This window comes from Streptomyces sp. 3MP-14 (genome assembly GCF_006334905.2).
GTDB lineage: Bacteria > Actinomycetota > Actinomycetes > Streptomycetales > Streptomycetaceae > Streptomyces > Streptomyces triticirhizae.
The window spans coordinates 542,138-557,150 of record NZ_VDLZ02000001.1 but is presented as its reverse complement, the minus strand read 5'-3'; the positions used below and the strand labels follow the sequence as shown (position 1 = coordinate 557,150).

The following is a 15,013-nucleotide window of genomic DNA, read 5'->3' as shown; positions in this document are numbered from 1 at the left end:
TGTCTCCTGTTCGTGATCTTCTGCTTCGTGATCAGACGCCGCACATCCGATCGGTCGTGCGATGCACCGCGTGGCGCCGTGCGTTCGTCGCGGTGGCTAGCTGAAGGGCAGCTTACGCATCCTGGCCTCCAGAACAGTCAGATTATGGAAGCCCCGGCGCTTGTTTCGCTCGGAGCCGCGGAAGATCACCATCTCGATCTGGTGCTCTCGGCAGAGAGCACACGGACAGCGTTCCCACGGGCGGTCAATCAGCGTACGCTCGCACCGGTCCACCTGTTTGAGCTTCTTCTCATCACCTAGCAGTCCCTGGTAGGCGCGAAGCGCATCCATCACCTCGTCGACACCCACCTCACGCTGGTCAAACCGCCGCAACTGCCGCATGCTCTGCCGCTCGGCCTTGATGGCATCGGCCTGGGAGACGACACCGGCGAGGATCAGGCGCTTGAGGGTGGGGTTGCCGTCGACCTGCGGCACCCTGACCGCTGTGTAGGCGCCATCAGCGGTGTGGTAATTGCTCCGTTCGTCCATGAATGCCTGGCGGAACGCCGAGGTGCTGTCGAAGCTGCTGACGTTGTGCTTCGCGAACTCCTCCATGCTGTCGATGCGCGTGATGCCCAGCAGGTGGAGTTCCAGCCCGTCAGCACGCATCCGTCCGATCTCCTCCAGGCAGGCGACGATCTCGTGCGTCTTCAGCGGGACCATGCCGCCGAGCGCGACACGCCGATATCCCATGCGCTGGAGGCGGGCGACGCTGTCGGCGTAGCTCGACGGGCTCCAGCCCTGGGCCGCGCCGACCGGTTCGAGGGCAACCTCCCCGGTGCGCAGCCGCGCGTTGCGGGATCGCACCTCGGCGATGAACTCCTCAGCCAACTTCAGCGAGATCTCACGACGCATTACCCACGCCGGGTCGACGTTCACATCGTTAGGGTCGTATCCGAAGATCACGTGGTCGATGCTGATGCCCGCGTCGAACCGGCACCCGTAGTAGAAGTCGAGCACCTGCTCGACCGAATAGGGCGGGTACTCCTCGTTGATGTAGTTGAACGCGCCGCAGTCACCGAGGCTCCGCATCTCCACGGGAAGCCGGAAGAATTCTCGTACTCCCAGCCGGTAGAGACGTTCACGCTGCGGGGCACTGTACTTTCCGGCGCCCTTCACCGATCCGTCCACTATGGCCTTGCTGACCAGGATCCCGTCGTACGGCGAGGGTGTCACGGCCTGATGGGCGTAGAGGTCGTCCCGCTGCCGCACCCGGTACGGGGAGTACTCGTCATTGATGAAATCGTACGTCGGGCTGACCTGGTCCTGGCTGTCGGGGAAGTAGAACTTCAAGACGTGCTCATCCTTGCCTGGAGATAGGTACGAACCAGCAGGTTCGACAAGGTGCTGATGTGTCGAGGCGTGTTCTGCAGTTCGTTCCAGGGGATGTTGAGTTCCGGCCAGCGCCCCTTGGTCCAGCGGCAGTGGGGTTTGACCAGCGTCAGCTCCGTCATGGCCTGGTCGTGCGCCTCCGGCGATCCGATATCGGCCACGGCCACCACGCGGTCCATCACCCGGTCCATCAGACGTCCCATCGACCGGATGCCCACGCCGTGCATCAGGCGACTCCTGGTGGGTGAGAGACCCCACGCCTCCGGGAAGGTGTCGCGCACCGCGCTCCAGTACACCACGAGGATCTCCCGCATCGTGGCTGTGTCGGCAGTGCCGTTGGAGAGGTTCTTGTAGGGGAACAGCACCCCGGAGGGCGACAGCGACTCCTCGATTGCGGAGATGAGGCTGTTGTCCTTGACGACCGCCTCGGACCGTCGGCCGCTCCCCGTCGACGCCTGATTGATCAGCCCGCGAAACGGCGAATCGTGATCCTGATTGAGGGCGTTAGCCAGCGCGGAGGGGAGTTTACGGGCGGACAGTTTGGTGGGGAGCCGGGTGTTGACCTCGGGCAGGAGTTCTGACACCAGATTGTTGGGGAGTGGCGACACTGTATTAACGCGGAGGAATTGGTCGCGCTGTATCTCCAACTCCTCGGTAACGAATCCCGCGACAGTGACGGGTAGCGTCGACCGCTTTGTTCGCGCGAGAGCGAGGCTGCGCTGCTGACCGTCGACGATAAGTGCGGGGCGCGGTGCACCGGCGGACTCCGGCAGCGGGATCTCGATCGTTCCGATGGTGGCTAGTCCGTCGGTGCTGTTGGGGCCGCGGCTGCCCTTGAATCGAACCGACGAAGGTAGCGCGAGGATGAGGCCGTTGGGGAACAGAACGTCGTCACCGTCGAGGTAGTCGAGGATCTGCTTGACGTGCTGCTTTTTCTCGGGCCGCTGGTAGCCCAGCAACTTCCCCGCCTCGTCACGTGAGATGCGGGCTACGTCGGCGACGCGGTTCACCTCGCCCGCCTGGAGGGCAAAGACGTAGAGCGGGATACCGGGGTTCTGCTCGATCCGCAGCGCCCTGCGCCTGATGCCGTTCTCCGTCACGGTTCCCCCAGGGGCACGAGTTGCTCCCTCACAGTTCTGACGTACAACTTCGCGAAGCGACTCTGTTCGCATGCCTGTCCTTCGCCGCGGAACTCGCGCAGCAGACGGGTGCGCGAGAGACCCGGCTGGGCGGCAAGTCGCGTACGGATGAACGCCATGACCTGGTCGTCCGTCATCGGCTTGCGGTCGTACCGCTCCGGCGTTGAGGCGCGGGCCGCCCACAGCCGCCATGAGTCACGGGTGGCGGGCGAGGTAAGCCGGCCGTTCCGGCAGCGCTCCAGCCACGACGCTGCCATGCGTACGTTCAGGCTGGTGAGCGTTCCCCCGAGGACACGTCGCAGACCGGCGTCGGCGGGTACGCGGTGAAGGCCGGGGATCTCTTCGCCGCCGCCTACGACGAGCGCATCGCCACCGGCTGCGGCGAGCTCATGAATCTCCGCAGCCATCGCCCTGGCGTAGGGCTCCGAGAGAACCACCAGCACGGGAGCGTCATCCCCGAGTTCCGACAGCGTCGCGCGACCCACGCTCTGCTGGAGCAACGCCCACCACTGGGCGCTCTCCTCCGCGTTGGCGGTCACCGCGTCGGCGTGGCGGGGGCTGTAGGTCGCGGCGTAGGCGGGAGCCCAGGCGGACACCGGCTGGAGGCCGAGACCGGCAGACGCTACCCAGAGGTCGGCCGTCGCGAAGCCGGCTTTCGCAGCCGCATCGCACAGACGCCGCGCTTGCGTCCAGTGGTCACCGCGGTAGAGGTCGGACAGGGTGTGCGTGCGGGGGGCGCTGTCGACGCGTTCCCTCCACGCCGCTGCTCGCTCCCTCACGGTCCCCCGGGGGAGTGACCTCGCGCGCAGTGCCGTCGCCGGTGTGACGACCTTGCGGTCCGTGCACGTGACGACCAACGTCAGCTGCCCCACGCGTCCCTACTCTCTGACAAGCATAACTAGCGCTACGTTGCGGTTACTCTACACGCTAGTATTCACGTTAGGGCTCATCCGTACACCCAGCACCAGACCAGTCCAGAACAGGGGCTCAGTATGACGAGGCGACCCGCGATCGTGCTGCTCAGTGGCGGCCTGGACTCCACGACCGTTCTGGCGATCGCCAAGGACATGGACTACGCGGCATATGCCCTGAGCTTCCGTTACGGGCAGCGGCACAGTGTGGAACTCGAGGCTGCGAAGCGCGTGGCCGCTGCGCAGAGGGTTGAACGTCACGTCGTCGCTGACATCGACCTGCGAGTTTTCGGTGCATCCGCCCTCACCGCCGACATCGACGTGCCGAAGCACGAGTCTCTGGACGACGCCGGCCGTCAGGCCCCAGGCAGCAGCGTGCCCGTCACGTACGTCCCAGCGCGGAACACCATCTTCCTGTCCTTTGCTTTGGCGTACGCCGAGACGGTGGGGGCCAGTGATGTCTTCACGGGGGTGAACGCGGTCGACTACAGCGGCTACCCGGACTGTCGCCCCGAGTACATGGAGGCATACGAGCACATGGCCAACCTGGCTACCCGCGCTGGTGTTGAAGGTACGCAGAGGCTGAAGATTCACTCGCCGCTTATCGCCATGTCCAAGGCAGACATCGTGCGCGAGGGTCTGCGCCTCGGTGTGGACTACTCCCAGACGTCCTCTTGCTATGACCCCAACGAGCAGGGGCTAGCCTGCGGGCATTGCGAGACCTGCTTGCTCCGCCTCAAGGGCTTCGCTGAGGCCGGCGTCCCCGACCCCGTGCAGTACCAAGGCGCGTGAGAATGACCTATCTGGTCAAGGAGATCTTCTACACCCTACAAGGCGAAGGAAGTCACGCGGGTCGGCCGGCCGTCTTCTGCCGCTTCTCCCGGTGCAATCTCTGGACGGGTCTAGAGAAGGACCGTCATCGTGCGGTCTGCCAGTTCTGTGATACAGATTTTGTCGGAACTGATGGAGAGGGCGGTGGCCGGTTCCGAACTCCGGACGACCTTGCCCAAGCCGTCGAGCAGGCGTGGCCGTCTTCCACCAAGGACCATCGGTTCGTGGTATGCACCGGTGGGGAGCCGCTCCTGCAACTCGACGAAGCAGCAATCACCGCACTGCATGCCCGAGGCTTCGAGGTGGCTGTCGAGACCAACGGCACCCGCGTACCGCCGGGGGGAATCGACTGGATCTGTGTCAGCCCCAAGATCGGCTCCGAATTGGTCGTGACTAGCGGAGACGAACTCAAGCTTGTTTACCCCCAGTTTGACGGTGACCCCCGCCAGTTCGAACACTTGGACTTCCGACACTTCCGGCTCCAGCCCATGGATGGCCCGGACGCTGATGCCAACACCAGAGCTACGGTCGAGTACTGCATGAAGAACCCGCGCTGGATCCTCTCTCTCCAGACGCACAAACATCTGGGAATTCAGTGATGGAGATTTTTCGCGAGTTCAGCTTCGAAGCCGCTCACCGACTGCCCAACGTGCCCGAGGGCCACAAGTGCGCACGCCTGCACGGCCACTCCTACAAGGTCATTGTCCACGTCGTGGCTCCGGTCGACCCCGAGGCTGGCTGGGTTATGGACTTCGGTGACCTCAAGCGGGCCTTCAAGCCCATCGAGGCACAACTCGACCACTACTACCTCAACGACATCGAAGGGCTGGAGAACCCGACCAGCGAGGTCCTCGCCCGCTGGATCTGGGAGCGGCTGAAGCCGGCGCTGCCTGATCTCTCTGCACTCACGGTCCGTGAAACGTGCACGTCCGGTTGCACCTATCGGGGCGAATAAGCATGCACGATATTCAGAATGAGACCGACTCCCGCGGCATCGAGATTGAGGAGGTCGGCATCAGCGCCTTGCGGTACCCGCTGTACTTCGAGGACGGTCACCTTCGCCAAGAAGGCATCGCCGAGATCGAAGTGACGGTGCGGCTCCAGCGTGATCGTCGCGGCACTCACATGAGTCGCATGGTGGCGCTGGCCCATGATCACCTGCGCCGATTCGACCCCCGCAGGCTGCCGAACATCCTGAAGATTGGTGTTGATCTCCTGGACGCACCTGCGATTGCTGTGACGATCGACGTCTCATTGAGCACGACCACGATAGCTCCTGCGAGCGGCCAAGAATCCTGTCGAGTCCATGATGTCCGTTTTGAAGGTCGCTGGGACGACGGCGACACCACGGTGAATACGTCGGTCACAACCGAGGTGACCAGTTTGTGCCCCTGCTCAAAAGCCATTTCAGACTATGGTGCTCACAACCAACGCAGCCGCGTCAAGCTCTCCGTAATTGGGCATGGCGACAACCCCTACCCCTTGGGAGTGCAAGAGGCCGTACGGCTCCTAGAGGGGTGCGCGTCCGCTCCTGTGGTGCCTTTGGTGAAGCGTCCTGATGAGCGCGTTCTGACGATGCAGGCCTACGATCACCCGATGTTCGTCGAGGACATGGCGCGCGACGTCAGCCGGGCCTGTCGTGAACGAGGGCTGGTCCACGCAGTGAGCGCACGAAACCTTGAGAGCATTCACAGTCACGATGCTGTCGCCCGTGTTTCCGGGTGACTGCTACCAAGACGTCAACAATTCCCCTTAGCATGGCTTGGCCGTATGGCAAGGCGAGCACAGCATCTCAACGGACCAGTCGCCATGGCCCCAGTGTGTCGACTCGCGAGCAGCGAGAAGAGCAGGCGTATGACTCACCTGCCAGCCTACAAGATCAGCTCTCTGCCTTGGGTAATGTCCGACCGCATCGTCATTGCGCCGCCCCATGATCCGGCCGTTGATCGCCGGTGTCACCTGACGCGCTCGAGATGAACAGGCTGTCCACCTGCATTGCTACATCCGGCCAGTTGATGGTGAGGGGATTGGCGCTGTGCCAGTAGCGGTGGAATTGGCGGATCGCGTGGCTCAGGCCCAAGGCGGCGGTGCGAGCGGGGATTCGTTGGAGGACTCGGCGGGTGATGCTTTCGGCGCTGCGGGGCGCTGGGGGTGATGCCGTGGGCCAGCAGGAGGGTGGCGGTGCGGATCGCGTCGAGGGTGTCGTGTGGCGCGGCCCTGGACAAGGGGCCAAAGATCAGGTCGGGCCAGGGGGTGCGGCTCCGGGCCCAGGCGAGGCGTTCGAGAGAGGTGCCCAGGTCTAGGCCGTGGCGGTCCGGGTGGGCGGCGTTCCAGAGGAGGACGAGGTCACCGAGGGAGGTGCCGGCATGGTCGAAGCGAAGAGTAATGCCTTCCACTTGGCGGCGGCGCCAGATGGCGAGGTGGCTGCGGAGGGTGATGTGGCGAGCGTGGAGGCTCAGGCGGGACAGGATGGTGAGGAGTCGGTCGAAGGCAGTGGCGTAGGTCTCAAGGTCGGGGAGGGGTTCGACGCGGGAGGTGTTGACGAAGGATGTCAGGAAGCCGTCTTGGAGTGAGCCGTCCGGGCCACGCCGTGCGGTGAGTCGGACGACGGGTTGGGGGATGAAGCCCTGGCGGTAGGGGATCGTGCCGCCGTCTTTGAGGATGGGGTCGAGGGCTTGGACGGCGGAGACGGTCAGTTCGGTCTCGCGGCCGCAGCGCAGGGGTAGGCAAGCAGCACGAGGGACGCCTTGGTCCGCGAAGGCTGCCTCCAGGAGGGCAAGCAGGTCGAGCCAGGGGACGGAGTGGCGAGGTGGTTGGTAGGGCGTCGCGCGGTCCTGGTGGCGGATCTGCAGCTGGTTGCCGTCGATCGTGACGTCCCACCGGTGTCCGAGTGTCTTGCGGAGGAGGCCGGGGATCTCTGCCGGGTCGGCGGTCGTCAGCACGACCGGGTGGCCAATGCTTCGAAGTGGGTCTTCGGGTCGAAGCGTTGCTGACCCATGGCTTGAACGTGGTCAGGGTTGAGATCGTCAGCCTCGCTGATCGTGTCGGCGAGTGCCTGTGCTGCGGTCTCGTCGTCCGCCACCGGTGGCAGAATCGTGGACCGACCCGTGGCTGGGCAGAGAGCAGCTTGCGTGCAGGTGCCTTCTCGCCAGGCGAGGGCCGCTACGGGTGTTCCAGCGCGTAGGGACTCGCCGAACACAGCGGGTCTGGACCGAGGCTGGAGATATGGGTCCCGAGGTCGCGCTCAATGGTGGAGGCGATGACTCCATGCCCCCGGTCGCGCAGCGTCCGCACCGCCCGCTCGACCAACTCGCCGAGGCGCAGCACCTCCGCACGCAGAGCAACCAACTCGTCGTAGCGGTCCGCCCGCTCCTCACCGCACCATTCACGGACCGTGCGCAGGACAGTCTGCTCGGCATCCAGCTTGCGGTCGTCCCTGCGCTGCCATGAATGCCAACTGGGCCGGGCCCGTTCCTCCTCAAGGGTCTGCTGGCGGTTGTCCGTTTCGGGAAGGATCCTGTCGGCGAATTTCTCGGCGGCGTGGCGCGCGATGCGCTTCGTGACCGGCCAGCCGGTCAGGCACAGGCCGTTGCGGTTCTTGTGGAGCATGGGGTCGGCACTCAGCTCGGCCAGATCCAGGCCAAAAAGGGCCGCCGTGTCCTCAAAACGGACGATCTCCAACACGCCCGCGTCAGCAACGGTCCGACGCAGGCGCAGGCTCTTCTTCGGCCGGACGAAGCCCAAGACCAGGCGAGCCGCCTCGAAGGCCGCCGTACCCCGAACCTCTCGTGACGCCTCTGCCAGAGCCAACTCTGCGGCGTCATCGGCCCGGAACACCTCGACATCGGCCCAGGGCGCGAGCAGGCAGTCCGGCGCCACCCATTCCTGCAGCCCGGTCTCCTCGCCTTCCAGGAACCGCACATGCACCCGGCCGGAACTGCGCGGCCCGCCTACCCGGACGAGTTCCACCCGGCTGACCGCGGCGCCCCAGTCTTTGGCCCGTGCTCGATAGGCCCAGCTCTCACCGATTTCCATGCCGACTATTCAGCCAGCCCTCGTTCACTGATAAACGCGACTTCCCAGGATCCGACCCGTTCGAGTGATGCCCGCACCGGGCAGGAAGTACGGAGCGGAGGTGACCTGGCTACTCCTTCCCGTGTACCGCCACTGAACAGCACAACGAAGCCGAAAGGGTCCGGGCTCACTGCCCACCGCAGTCGACCGACGCTCCATCACCGTCTGGGCACAGCCATCCAGCCCAAACCGGCCCTGCCCCGTCAGACGGGTCGGCGCTATGGCTACAGTGGCACCGCACGGCGACGAGCGTGGAGGATCCCAGTGGTGCCCCTGACCGGCCGGTGGCGGATCGTCGAGATGGACGTGTGGGACCGCGATGCCATTGACCTCGTCGGCCCTGGCTTCATCGAGTTCACCGAGGACGGGACCGGCCAGTTCGGCTTCATCGCCGTCGGCGGCTGGCTGGACTGCCGGACCACCGAACGCGACGGCCGCACCATCGTGGAATTCAGCTAGGAAGGCGAGGACGAAGGCGACCAGGTCTGCGGGCGCGGCTGGGCAGCCTTCACCGATGACACGACGCTCGAGGGGCACATCTTCTTCCACATGGGAGACGACTCGGCATTTCGGGCGGAGCCCTTCGCCCGCGCCGCTCAGCCGGGATGAGCGATGAGCGAATACCAGTACTACGAGTTCCTCGCCGTCGACCGGCCGCTGGACGATCGCCAGCAGGCTGAGGCGCGTTCGCTGTCCACCCGTGCGCGGATCACCGCCACCAGCTTCGTCAACGAGTACCAGTGGGGCAACTTCCGAGGCGACCCGAACCGAATGATGGAGCGCTACTACGACGCGCACCTGTACGTGACCAACTGGGGCACACGCCGGATCATGCTCCGCCTGCCGCGCCGCCTTCTCGACATCGACGTCGCCGAGGACTACTGCGCGGGCAACCAGGTGCTCGCACGGACCACGGGCGAGTTCCTCCTGCTCGGCCTGACCAGCGAGGATGACTCCAGGGAGTGGGACGAGACGGCCGAGACGACATTGTCGGCCATCGTCGGGGTCCGTACCGAACTCGCCGCAGGCGATCTCCGGCCGCTCTATCTCGCCTGGCTGGCCGGCTACGGCGGCTGGGAACGGGACAAGGACGCGTTCAACCCTGCCGCTGACGACGACCTTGAGCCGTCCGTGCCGCCGGGACTGGGCATGCTTACCGCGGCGCAGCGAGCGCTGGCCGACTTCCTGCGGCTCGACGACGACCTGCTCACGATCGCGGCACAGACCAGCCCGCCGCTGGACGAGACCGCTGATGATCCCCGGCCAGCTCGCCGCCTGGGTGACCGGTCTTCCTCTTGAGGAGAAGAACCGCCTCCTCCTGAGGGGCGTCGAGGATGACGCCGCGACCGTGCGGATGGAGATGATCCGTCGATTCCGCGACCAACACGCCACGAGCGTCCCCGTCCCCTCTCGCCGAACCGTGGTCGAACTCCTCGACGTCACATCCCGGCGCCGGGCCGACCGCAAGCACCGGGCGGCTGCCGAGGAAGCCCGCCGCGAGAAGGCGCGTGCTCTCGCCCTGGAAAGTCGGTTGAACGAGCTGGCCGGCGACGAGGACGCCGCGTGGTCGCGAGTCGGAGCGATGATCGCGACCCGCAAGCTCGGTGACTACGACGCCGCCGTTGCGCTCCTCACCGATCTGAAGGCACTCGCCCAACGCGACGGCCAACATGACACGTTCATCCGGCGCAGGACGGCCTTACGACAAACGCACGCCCGCAAACTCAGCCTTATCGAACGCCTCAACCGGGCAGGGGTCTGAACCCTCGTGCCCAGAGAGAGCCGGCGATGGTCAAAGCCCAAAGCATGGGCTGCTGTCGGGCGTACCACGCAGACGCGCTGGGCCACGATCGTCACGAGGTCCGAAGCGTCCGCGAACCAGCGCTCGAGGTCGTCGGTCCCACGGCCGAGCGGGCGTGCCCCCGCGACCCGTGTGACAGAGAGCCGTTCGGCGCGCCGTTGTGCATCGCGCACCATCGCCGGTCACCTCCAGTTGCAGGCAGGACCCATCAGCCGTCAGACCGACCAGCCGTTCGACCTCGCTCGCCTCGTAGGCCACCAGAGGCGTGCACCCGTGCCACGGTACGGCCGTCACGACTTCAGCCGGACTGGACGCGGGCCAGGGCGGAGTTAGTAGTGTTTACCCTTTGTCCCGCGAGCCCTGCGGAAGCCCGGGACGGAAGGCTCTCCATACTGTGGAGACCCTCGACAGAGTCCACAGCATGGACATCCTGGGAGGCGGTCGTCTTCTCCTCGCGGGCGCGGGCCAGCGCTCTGAGGCGGGCCATGTCGCGCCGAGCGTTGTCGCTGCGGACGCGCAAGATCGGGCTCGCCTGCCCCAGGCGTCGCATTTCGCGGTCGCGCTGCTCGGCGTCGGCAAGCCGGCGGGCGGCGAACTCGTCATCGAGAGCGGCGAGTTGTGGACCCAATGCGGCAAGGAGACCCTCTGCGGTCCGCCGCTGCGCCTCGGCTCCGCGATGTTGCGCACCCTCGCGGACGATTCGCCGCACCTCGCCCTTGGGGTCGCTGAAGCGTAGGCCCGGCTGCGGCTCGTCATACGCGCGCGTCTTCCACGGCCGAGCCGGAACGGGGCTAATCTCTCCCGCCTCGTACGCGGGCCAGCACCAGCCAGGCACCGACCGCTGCGACCGCGAAGTCACCACGACGTCGTCGACGCACCGGTGCCCCAGGCGCCAGCGCACCCACCCCGGCGGGCTGTGCACGGTGTCGGTGTTGATGTGTGCGGCGCCGTCCGGCCGATGGTTGAGGGCGTGGAGGACATCAGGTGGCGACCAGCCGGCGGCGGCGAACGGAGCCACGATCTTGGCCAGGCGGCCCAGAGCAATCCGGCGTAGCGTCGTCGAGTCGGCTCGCAGACGGGTGGTGAGGAGCCGCGCGTGATAGCGCTCGGTCGATGTCGGGCTGACCTCCCCTCGCCGCGCACGCGGTGGCCGGAGATCTCCGGGGGGAGGGGGGAACTTCTCTCCCTTCTAGAGAAACCACGGTTTCGGTTCCCACTTTTGTCCACAGCCGTGCCGAAGAGGCCAGTGTTCTCCGGGAGCTCTCCGGCGGAACGGGGGCCTGCGGTCAGCCGGAGAGTGGCCTCTCCGGCTTCGCGGTGAGGGCACGTTTTTGCATGTCGTGGCAGGTCCTCACTTTCGACGCTGGGAAGGCCGAGGGCGCTGCGTACGGAGTTCGCGCGGTGCGCGCGGCGCTGTTGGACGCGGCGGCAACAGCCGCCGGGGAAGCGGTCGGGGAGGGAAGGGTCCACCTTCTCCGGGACGGTCAACGCGTACATCGGCACCGTGCCGTGCGCTTCTCCCTTACGGGGAAAGCGTCCGGCGACGAGGGCGACGAGGAGGCCGTTCTCCGCGAGGCGTTTGACGGCCTTCCCCACGTCTCGGGTGGTGATCGGGCGGTCGGCGTGGACCGTGGCGGCCTCAGCGACGAACGCGTGGCGGCGGATGGTGGCGGCCTGCTGGTGTGCGACGGACGCCATGGCTTGGGCGATCGCCTCCACCTTGGCCTGGAAGTCCGGAGCGGCCGATGGGCTCGGCGCGCACCGCATGCATCCATTCGCCCGCATCGGCAGCCAGGCGCACGCCAGGGAGTCGACCGTCCGTCTCCAGGATCACGAGGTGGCGGAGGATGCGGCGGCGGTCGCTGGCGTGGTCGGTGGGGTGGCCTGCCTTGTGGTCGGCGGCGCGATGCTGATCGAGGTAGTCACCGTGCCGGCCGGTGACGTCGGTCCAGAAGGTTCGGCGACGAGGAGAAGCGCGAACGCGTTCGGGTTCCCGCGACGTCCCGTCGCTTCCCAGAGGCCGCGCGTGGGGAGGCCGCGTCAGAGCAGGAGGATGTGCCAGACCGAGCACTGTTGAACCGCCTCAGTGGACGAAGGGCGGTTCTTGTCCCGGAAGTTTGGCGACCGAGGGGACATCGAACCGTTGACCGCTGAGTGGCGGGCTGGAGCCTCCAGGTGGCCGGGTGCACGGCGTTCTCCTGGAGGCTTCACGCGTTTCGAGCACGCTTGATAGCCCGCCAGAGGTGCCGCGGCGGGCCGCGGGAGCGCGCGGGAAGAAGCAGGATCGGTGCACAACGGGTGCACATTCGCCGGGGAAGCCCCGGGAAACCGCAGGAAAAGCGGGGGTCGGAAGACGCCTGCACCCCGTCCTGATCAGGGCGTTTTCCCTGGTCAGCAGGATGTGGCGGACGAGGCGGCCTGTACGCCGGGTTCTGTGCCCGGGGCGCCGTGGGGCGCTCCGGGTGGCGGTCATCCATCTAGGGGTGATGTCGCCATCACCCTCAAGCGGTCTACCCGTGAACTCGGGCGGGCAGCCCTCAGGCGTTCACGCGGGGTCGTCCGAGGACGGCCCCTTCTTGACCTTGCTCCGGGTGGGGTTTACCGAGCCGCCCAGGTCACCCTGGGCGCTGGTGGTCTCTTACACCACCGTTTCACCCTTACCGGGTCCCGCTCGCGCGGTCCCGGCGGTCTGTTTTCTGTGGCACTGTCCCGTGGGTCACCCCAGGTAGGCGTTACCTACCACCCTGCCCTGTGGAGCCCGGACGTTCCTCGGCGGGCCCTCCGAAGAGTGCCCAACGCGACCGCCCGGCCGGCTCGTCCGCCGTGTGGCCAACCCTACCTCGGGCCGAACGGCGCCCCCGCCACCGCGTACCCTGCGGGGCATGTTGGTGCTGCTGCCGCCCTCGGAGGGCAAGGCCGGGGCCGCGCGGGGCCGGCCGCTGGCGTGGGAGTCGCTGTCGCTACCGGCGTTGACCGAGGCCAGGGCGCGGGTGCTGGACGAGTTGGTCGAGCTGTGCTCCGGCGATCCCGACAAGGCCCGCGAGGTGTTGGGCCTGAGCGAGGGCCAGTCGGACGAGGTGGCGCGGAACGCCGGGCTGCGCACCGCACCGACCGCCCCGGCCGGGGCGGTGTACACCGGGGTGCTCTATGACGCGCTGGGCCTGGCCTCGCTGAGCCCGGCGGCGAAACGGCGGGCCGGCAGGGCGCTGTTGGTCTTCTCCGGCCTGTGGGGCGCGCTGCGGATCGGCGACCGGATTCCCGCCTACCGCTGCTCGGGCGGCGTGAAGCTGCCGGGCCTCGGCCCGCTGGCCGGGCACTGGCGCGGCCCGTTGGGCGAGGTGCTGCCCGAAGTGGCCGGCGCCGGCCCGGTGTTGGACCTGCGGTCGGCGGCCTACGCCGCGCTGTGGCGCCCCACCGGCGCGCTGGCCGAGCGCACGCTGACCGTTCGGGTGCTCCAGGAGCGGCTGGTGAACGGAACGCCGAAGCGGTCGGTGGTGAGCCACTTCAACAAGGCGACCAAGGGCCGCCTGGTGCGGGACCTGCTGGAGGCCGGCCCGCTGCCGCGTCGCGCGGGCCATGTGGCCGGCGCGCTGCGGGAGTTGGGCCACCGGGTGGAGGAGGACCCGGCGGCCCCGGGCCGGCTGGACGTGGTGGTCACCGAGGTGTGACGCCCAGGTGCGCGGTGTCGTTGAAGCGGCGCACCGTGGCGTTGCCGTCCGGGTAGTAGCCGATCTCGCTGAGCGCGGCCGGGGACAGCTCCATGCGGAACATCGCGGCCGGCGGCGCCCCCAGGGCGAGCCGCAGCAGCGTCTTGACCGGGGTGACATGGGTCACGGTCAGCACGGTGCGGCCCGGGTAGCGGGCGAGGGTCTTGTCGCGGGCGACGGCGACCCGGCGGGCGACGGCGGCGAAGCTCTCGCCGCCGCCGGTGGGGTGGGCGTCGGCTGAGGTCAGCCAGGCCCGCAGCTCGTCGGGGTGGCGCTGCCTGACCTCCTCGAACGTCAGCCCCTCCCAGGCGCCGAAGTCCGTCTCGCGCAGCCCCTCCTCGATCCGGACGTCGAGTCCGAGGCGTGCGGCGACCGTCTCGGCGGTCTGCCGGCAGCGGCGCAGCGGCGAGCTGACGACGGCGCCGATGCCGACGCCTGCGAGCGCGGCGGCGGCCGAGGCCGCCTGGGCGTGGCCGACCTCGGTCAGGGCCGGGTCGGGCCCGCCGCTGCCGGAGAAGCGCTTCTCGGCGGTGAACGGGGTCTCGCCGTGGCGCAGCAGGAGCAGGGTGGTCGGGGTGCCGGTGGCCGGTCCCCAACCCCGGGCTGTGGCGGCCGCGTTGGGCTCGTGGCTGGGCGGTTCGGCGGTGGCCTCGGCCGGCGCGACCTCGGCGGCCGGTGGCTCGGCGGCCGGTGGCTCGGCGAACGGCTCGGCGACCAGCGGCTCGGCGGCCGGGCCCGGCGGCCCCGGCCGCCACTCCTCGCCGCGCCGGCCGGCGTCCATCGCCTCGTTGGCGAGCCGGTCGGCGTGCTTGTTGCGCTCGCGGGGAATCCACTCGAAGCGCACCGCGCCCGGCGGGTAGATCTTCTGGGCCTCCAGGGCCAGCGGCTTCATGTCGGGATGCTTGATCTTCCAGCGACCCGACATCTGCTCGACGACCAGCTTGGAGTCCATCCGCACCCGCACCGCCGCCTCGGGCGCCAGCGCGTGGGCGGCGCGCAGCCCGGCGATCAGGCCCCGGTACTCGGCGACGTTGTTGGTCGCCCGCCCGATGTAGGCGGCCGTCTCGGCGAGCACCTGGCCGCTCCCCGCGTCCCTGACCACGGCGCCGTAGCCGGCGGGGCCCGGGTTTCCCCGGGAGCCGCCGTCGGCCTCGACCACCAACTGCCGTGTCATCGAGC

Annotated in this window: 16 protein-coding genes and 1 other RNA gene; 9 read left to right on the top strand and 8 right to left on the bottom strand. The window is 67.6% G+C overall.

Features of this window, described 5'->3' with window-relative positions; genetic code table 11:
* Positions 1-96: 96 nt before the first annotated feature.
* From dpdA to FH609_RS02390, 3 genes are read right to left on the bottom strand one after another with little or no spacing between them, the layout of a single operon-like run.
* Positions 97-1,332, bottom strand: coding sequence for a tRNA-guanine transglycosylase DpdA (gene dpdA / locus FH609_RS02400; RefSeq protein WP_139665487.1), 1,236 nt, complete (start codon positions 1,330-1,332; stop codon positions 97-99).
* On the bottom strand, positions 1,329-2,471 hold the full coding sequence (gene dbpB / locus FH609_RS02395; protein ID WP_139665488.1) for a DGQHR domain-containing protein DpdB: 1,143 nt from the start codon (positions 2,469-2,471) through the stop codon (positions 1,329-1,331). The genes dpdA and dbpB overlap by 4 nt, the downstream gene beginning before the upstream one ends.
* Positions 2,468-3,382 (bottom strand): hypothetical protein, encoded by a 915-nt coding sequence (locus FH609_RS02390; protein WP_139665489.1) that lies wholly within the window; start codon positions 3,380-3,382, stop codon positions 2,468-2,470. The genes dbpB and FH609_RS02390 overlap by 4 nt, the downstream gene beginning before the upstream one ends.
* 120 nt (positions 3,383-3,502) lie before the next feature.
* Here FH609_RS02390 and queC point away from each other — a divergent pair, with 120 nt between their 5' ends.
* Genes queC through FH609_RS02370 form a run of 4 tightly spaced genes read left to right on the top strand, consistent with a single transcriptional unit; the run spans position 3,503 to position 5,977 of the window.
* Complete coding sequence (queC, locus tag FH609_RS02385) at positions 3,503-4,213, top strand: 7-cyano-7-deazaguanine synthase QueC (RefSeq protein WP_139665490.1); 711 nt, start codon at positions 3,503-3,505, stop codon at positions 4,211-4,213.
* Positions 4,214-4,215: 2 nt separating this feature from the next.
* Entirely contained in the window at positions 4,216-4,851 is a 636-nt protein-coding gene (gene queE, locus FH609_RS02380; RefSeq protein ID WP_139665491.1) for a 7-carboxy-7-deazaguanine synthase, read from the top strand.
* The gene (gene queD, locus FH609_RS02375) at positions 4,851-5,207 is read left to right on the top strand and encodes a 6-carboxytetrahydropterin synthase QueD (protein ID WP_139665492.1); all 357 of its coding nucleotides are present in this window, start codon (positions 4,851-4,853) and stop codon (positions 5,205-5,207) included. The genes queE and queD overlap by 1 nt, the downstream gene beginning before the upstream one ends.
* 2 nt (positions 5,208-5,209) lie before the next feature.
* On the top strand, positions 5,210-5,977 hold the full coding sequence (locus FH609_RS02370) for a GTP cyclohydrolase I FolE2 (RefSeq protein WP_139665493.1): 768 nt from the start codon (positions 5,210-5,212) through the stop codon (positions 5,975-5,977).
* Between the two features lie 230 nt (positions 5,978-6,207).
* Here FH609_RS02370 and FH609_RS02365 read toward each other — a convergent pair whose 3' ends face one another.
* The 3 genes from FH609_RS02365 to FH609_RS02360 all read right to left on the bottom strand — a co-directional run bounded on the left by FH609_RS02365 (position 6,208) and on the right by FH609_RS02360 (position 8,287).
* On the bottom strand, positions 6,208-7,194 hold the full coding sequence (locus FH609_RS02365; protein ID WP_139665494.1) for a hypothetical protein: 987 nt from the start codon (positions 7,192-7,194) through the stop codon (positions 6,208-6,210).
* Entirely contained in the window at positions 7,188-7,334 is a 147-nt protein-coding gene (locus FH609_RS30765) for a hypothetical protein (RefSeq protein ID WP_193317734.1), read from the bottom strand. The genes FH609_RS02365 and FH609_RS30765 overlap by 7 nt, the downstream gene beginning before the upstream one ends.
* 80 nt (positions 7,335-7,414) lie before the next feature.
* The gene (locus FH609_RS02360) at positions 7,415-8,287 is read right to left on the bottom strand and encodes a PE-PGRS family protein (protein WP_139665495.1); all 873 of its coding nucleotides are present in this window, start codon (positions 8,285-8,287) and stop codon (positions 7,415-7,417) included.
* Between the two features lie 306 nt (positions 8,288-8,593).
* Here FH609_RS02360 and FH609_RS31370 point away from each other — a divergent pair, with 306 nt between their 5' ends.
* The 4 genes from FH609_RS31370 (at position 8,594) to FH609_RS02345 (ending at position 10,863) form a co-directional block, all read left to right on the top strand.
* On the top strand, positions 8,594-8,785 hold the full coding sequence (locus FH609_RS31370) for a hypothetical protein (protein ID WP_226961329.1): 192 nt from the start codon (positions 8,594-8,596) through the stop codon (positions 8,783-8,785).
* Positions 8,786-8,938: 153 nt separating this feature from the next.
* The gene (locus FH609_RS31365; protein WP_226961328.1) at positions 8,939-9,625 is read left to right on the top strand and encodes a hypothetical protein; all 687 of its coding nucleotides are present in this window, start codon (positions 8,939-8,941) and stop codon (positions 9,623-9,625) included.
* Positions 9,579-10,088: a hypothetical protein gene (locus tag FH609_RS31360; RefSeq protein WP_226961327.1), complete on the top strand. Its 510-nt coding sequence runs from the start codon at positions 9,579-9,581 to the stop codon at positions 10,086-10,088. The genes FH609_RS31365 and FH609_RS31360 overlap by 47 nt, the downstream gene beginning before the upstream one ends.
* A gap of 460 nt (positions 10,089-10,548) precedes the next feature.
* Positions 10,549-10,863 carry a hypothetical protein gene (locus tag FH609_RS02345; RefSeq protein ID WP_139665496.1) on the top strand — a complete coding sequence of 105 codons (315 nt, stop codon included), beginning with the start codon at positions 10,549-10,551 and terminating at the stop codon, positions 10,861-10,863.
* A 1,669-nt stretch (positions 10,864-12,532) separates the two neighbouring features.
* On the opposite strand, the gene rnpB is transcribed toward FH609_RS02345, so the two are convergent.
* An RNA gene (rnpB, locus tag FH609_RS02340) (RNase P RNA component class A) lies at positions 12,533-12,944 on the bottom strand.
* Positions 12,945-13,009: 65 nt separating this feature from the next.
* Here rnpB and yaaA point away from each other — a divergent pair.
* Positions 13,010-13,795: a peroxide stress protein YaaA gene (gene yaaA / locus FH609_RS02335; RefSeq protein ID WP_139665497.1), complete on the top strand. Its 786-nt coding sequence runs from the start codon at positions 13,010-13,012 to the stop codon at positions 13,793-13,795.
* On the opposite strand, the gene FH609_RS02330 is transcribed toward yaaA, so the two are convergent.
* Entirely contained in the window at positions 13,782-15,008 is a 1,227-nt protein-coding gene (locus FH609_RS02330) for a bifunctional RNase H/acid phosphatase (RefSeq protein WP_139665498.1), read from the bottom strand. The two genes, yaaA and FH609_RS02330, sit on opposite strands and share 14 nt — an antisense overlap.
* Between the last annotated feature and the right edge of the window lie 5 nt (positions 15,009-15,013).

Coding starts and splice junctions, on each gene's coding strand:
- queC (WP_139665490.1), top strand. CDS start 3,503: ATGACGAGGCGACCCGCGATCGTGCTGCTCAGTGGCGGCCTGGACTCC.
- queE (WP_139665491.1), top strand. CDS start 4,216: ATGACCTATCTGGTCAAGGAGATCTTCTACACCCTACAAGGCGAAGGA.
- queD (WP_139665492.1), top strand. CDS start 4,851: ATGGAGATTTTTCGCGAGTTCAGCTTCGAAGCCGCTCACCGACTGCCC.
- FH609_RS02370 (WP_139665493.1), top strand. CDS start 5,210: ATGCACGATATTCAGAATGAGACCGACTCCCGCGGCATCGAGATTGAG.
- FH609_RS02360 (WP_139665495.1), bottom strand. CDS start 8,287: ATGGAAATCGGTGAGAGCTGGGCCTATCGAGCACGGGCCAAAGACTGG.
- FH609_RS31365 (WP_226961328.1), top strand. CDS start 8,939: ATGAGCGAATACCAGTACTACGAGTTCCTCGCCGTCGACCGGCCGCTG.
- FH609_RS31360 (WP_226961327.1), top strand. CDS start 9,579: ATGATCCCCGGCCAGCTCGCCGCCTGGGTGACCGGTCTTCCTCTTGAG.
- FH609_RS02345 (WP_139665496.1), top strand. CDS start 10,549: ATGGACATCCTGGGAGGCGGTCGTCTTCTCCTCGCGGGCGCGGGCCAG.
- yaaA (WP_139665497.1), top strand. CDS start 13,010: ATGTTGGTGCTGCTGCCGCCCTCGGAGGGCAAGGCCGGGGCCGCGCGG.
- FH609_RS02330 (WP_139665498.1), bottom strand. CDS start 15,008: ATGACACGGCAGTTGGTGGTCGAGGCCGACGGCGGCTCCCGGGGAAAC.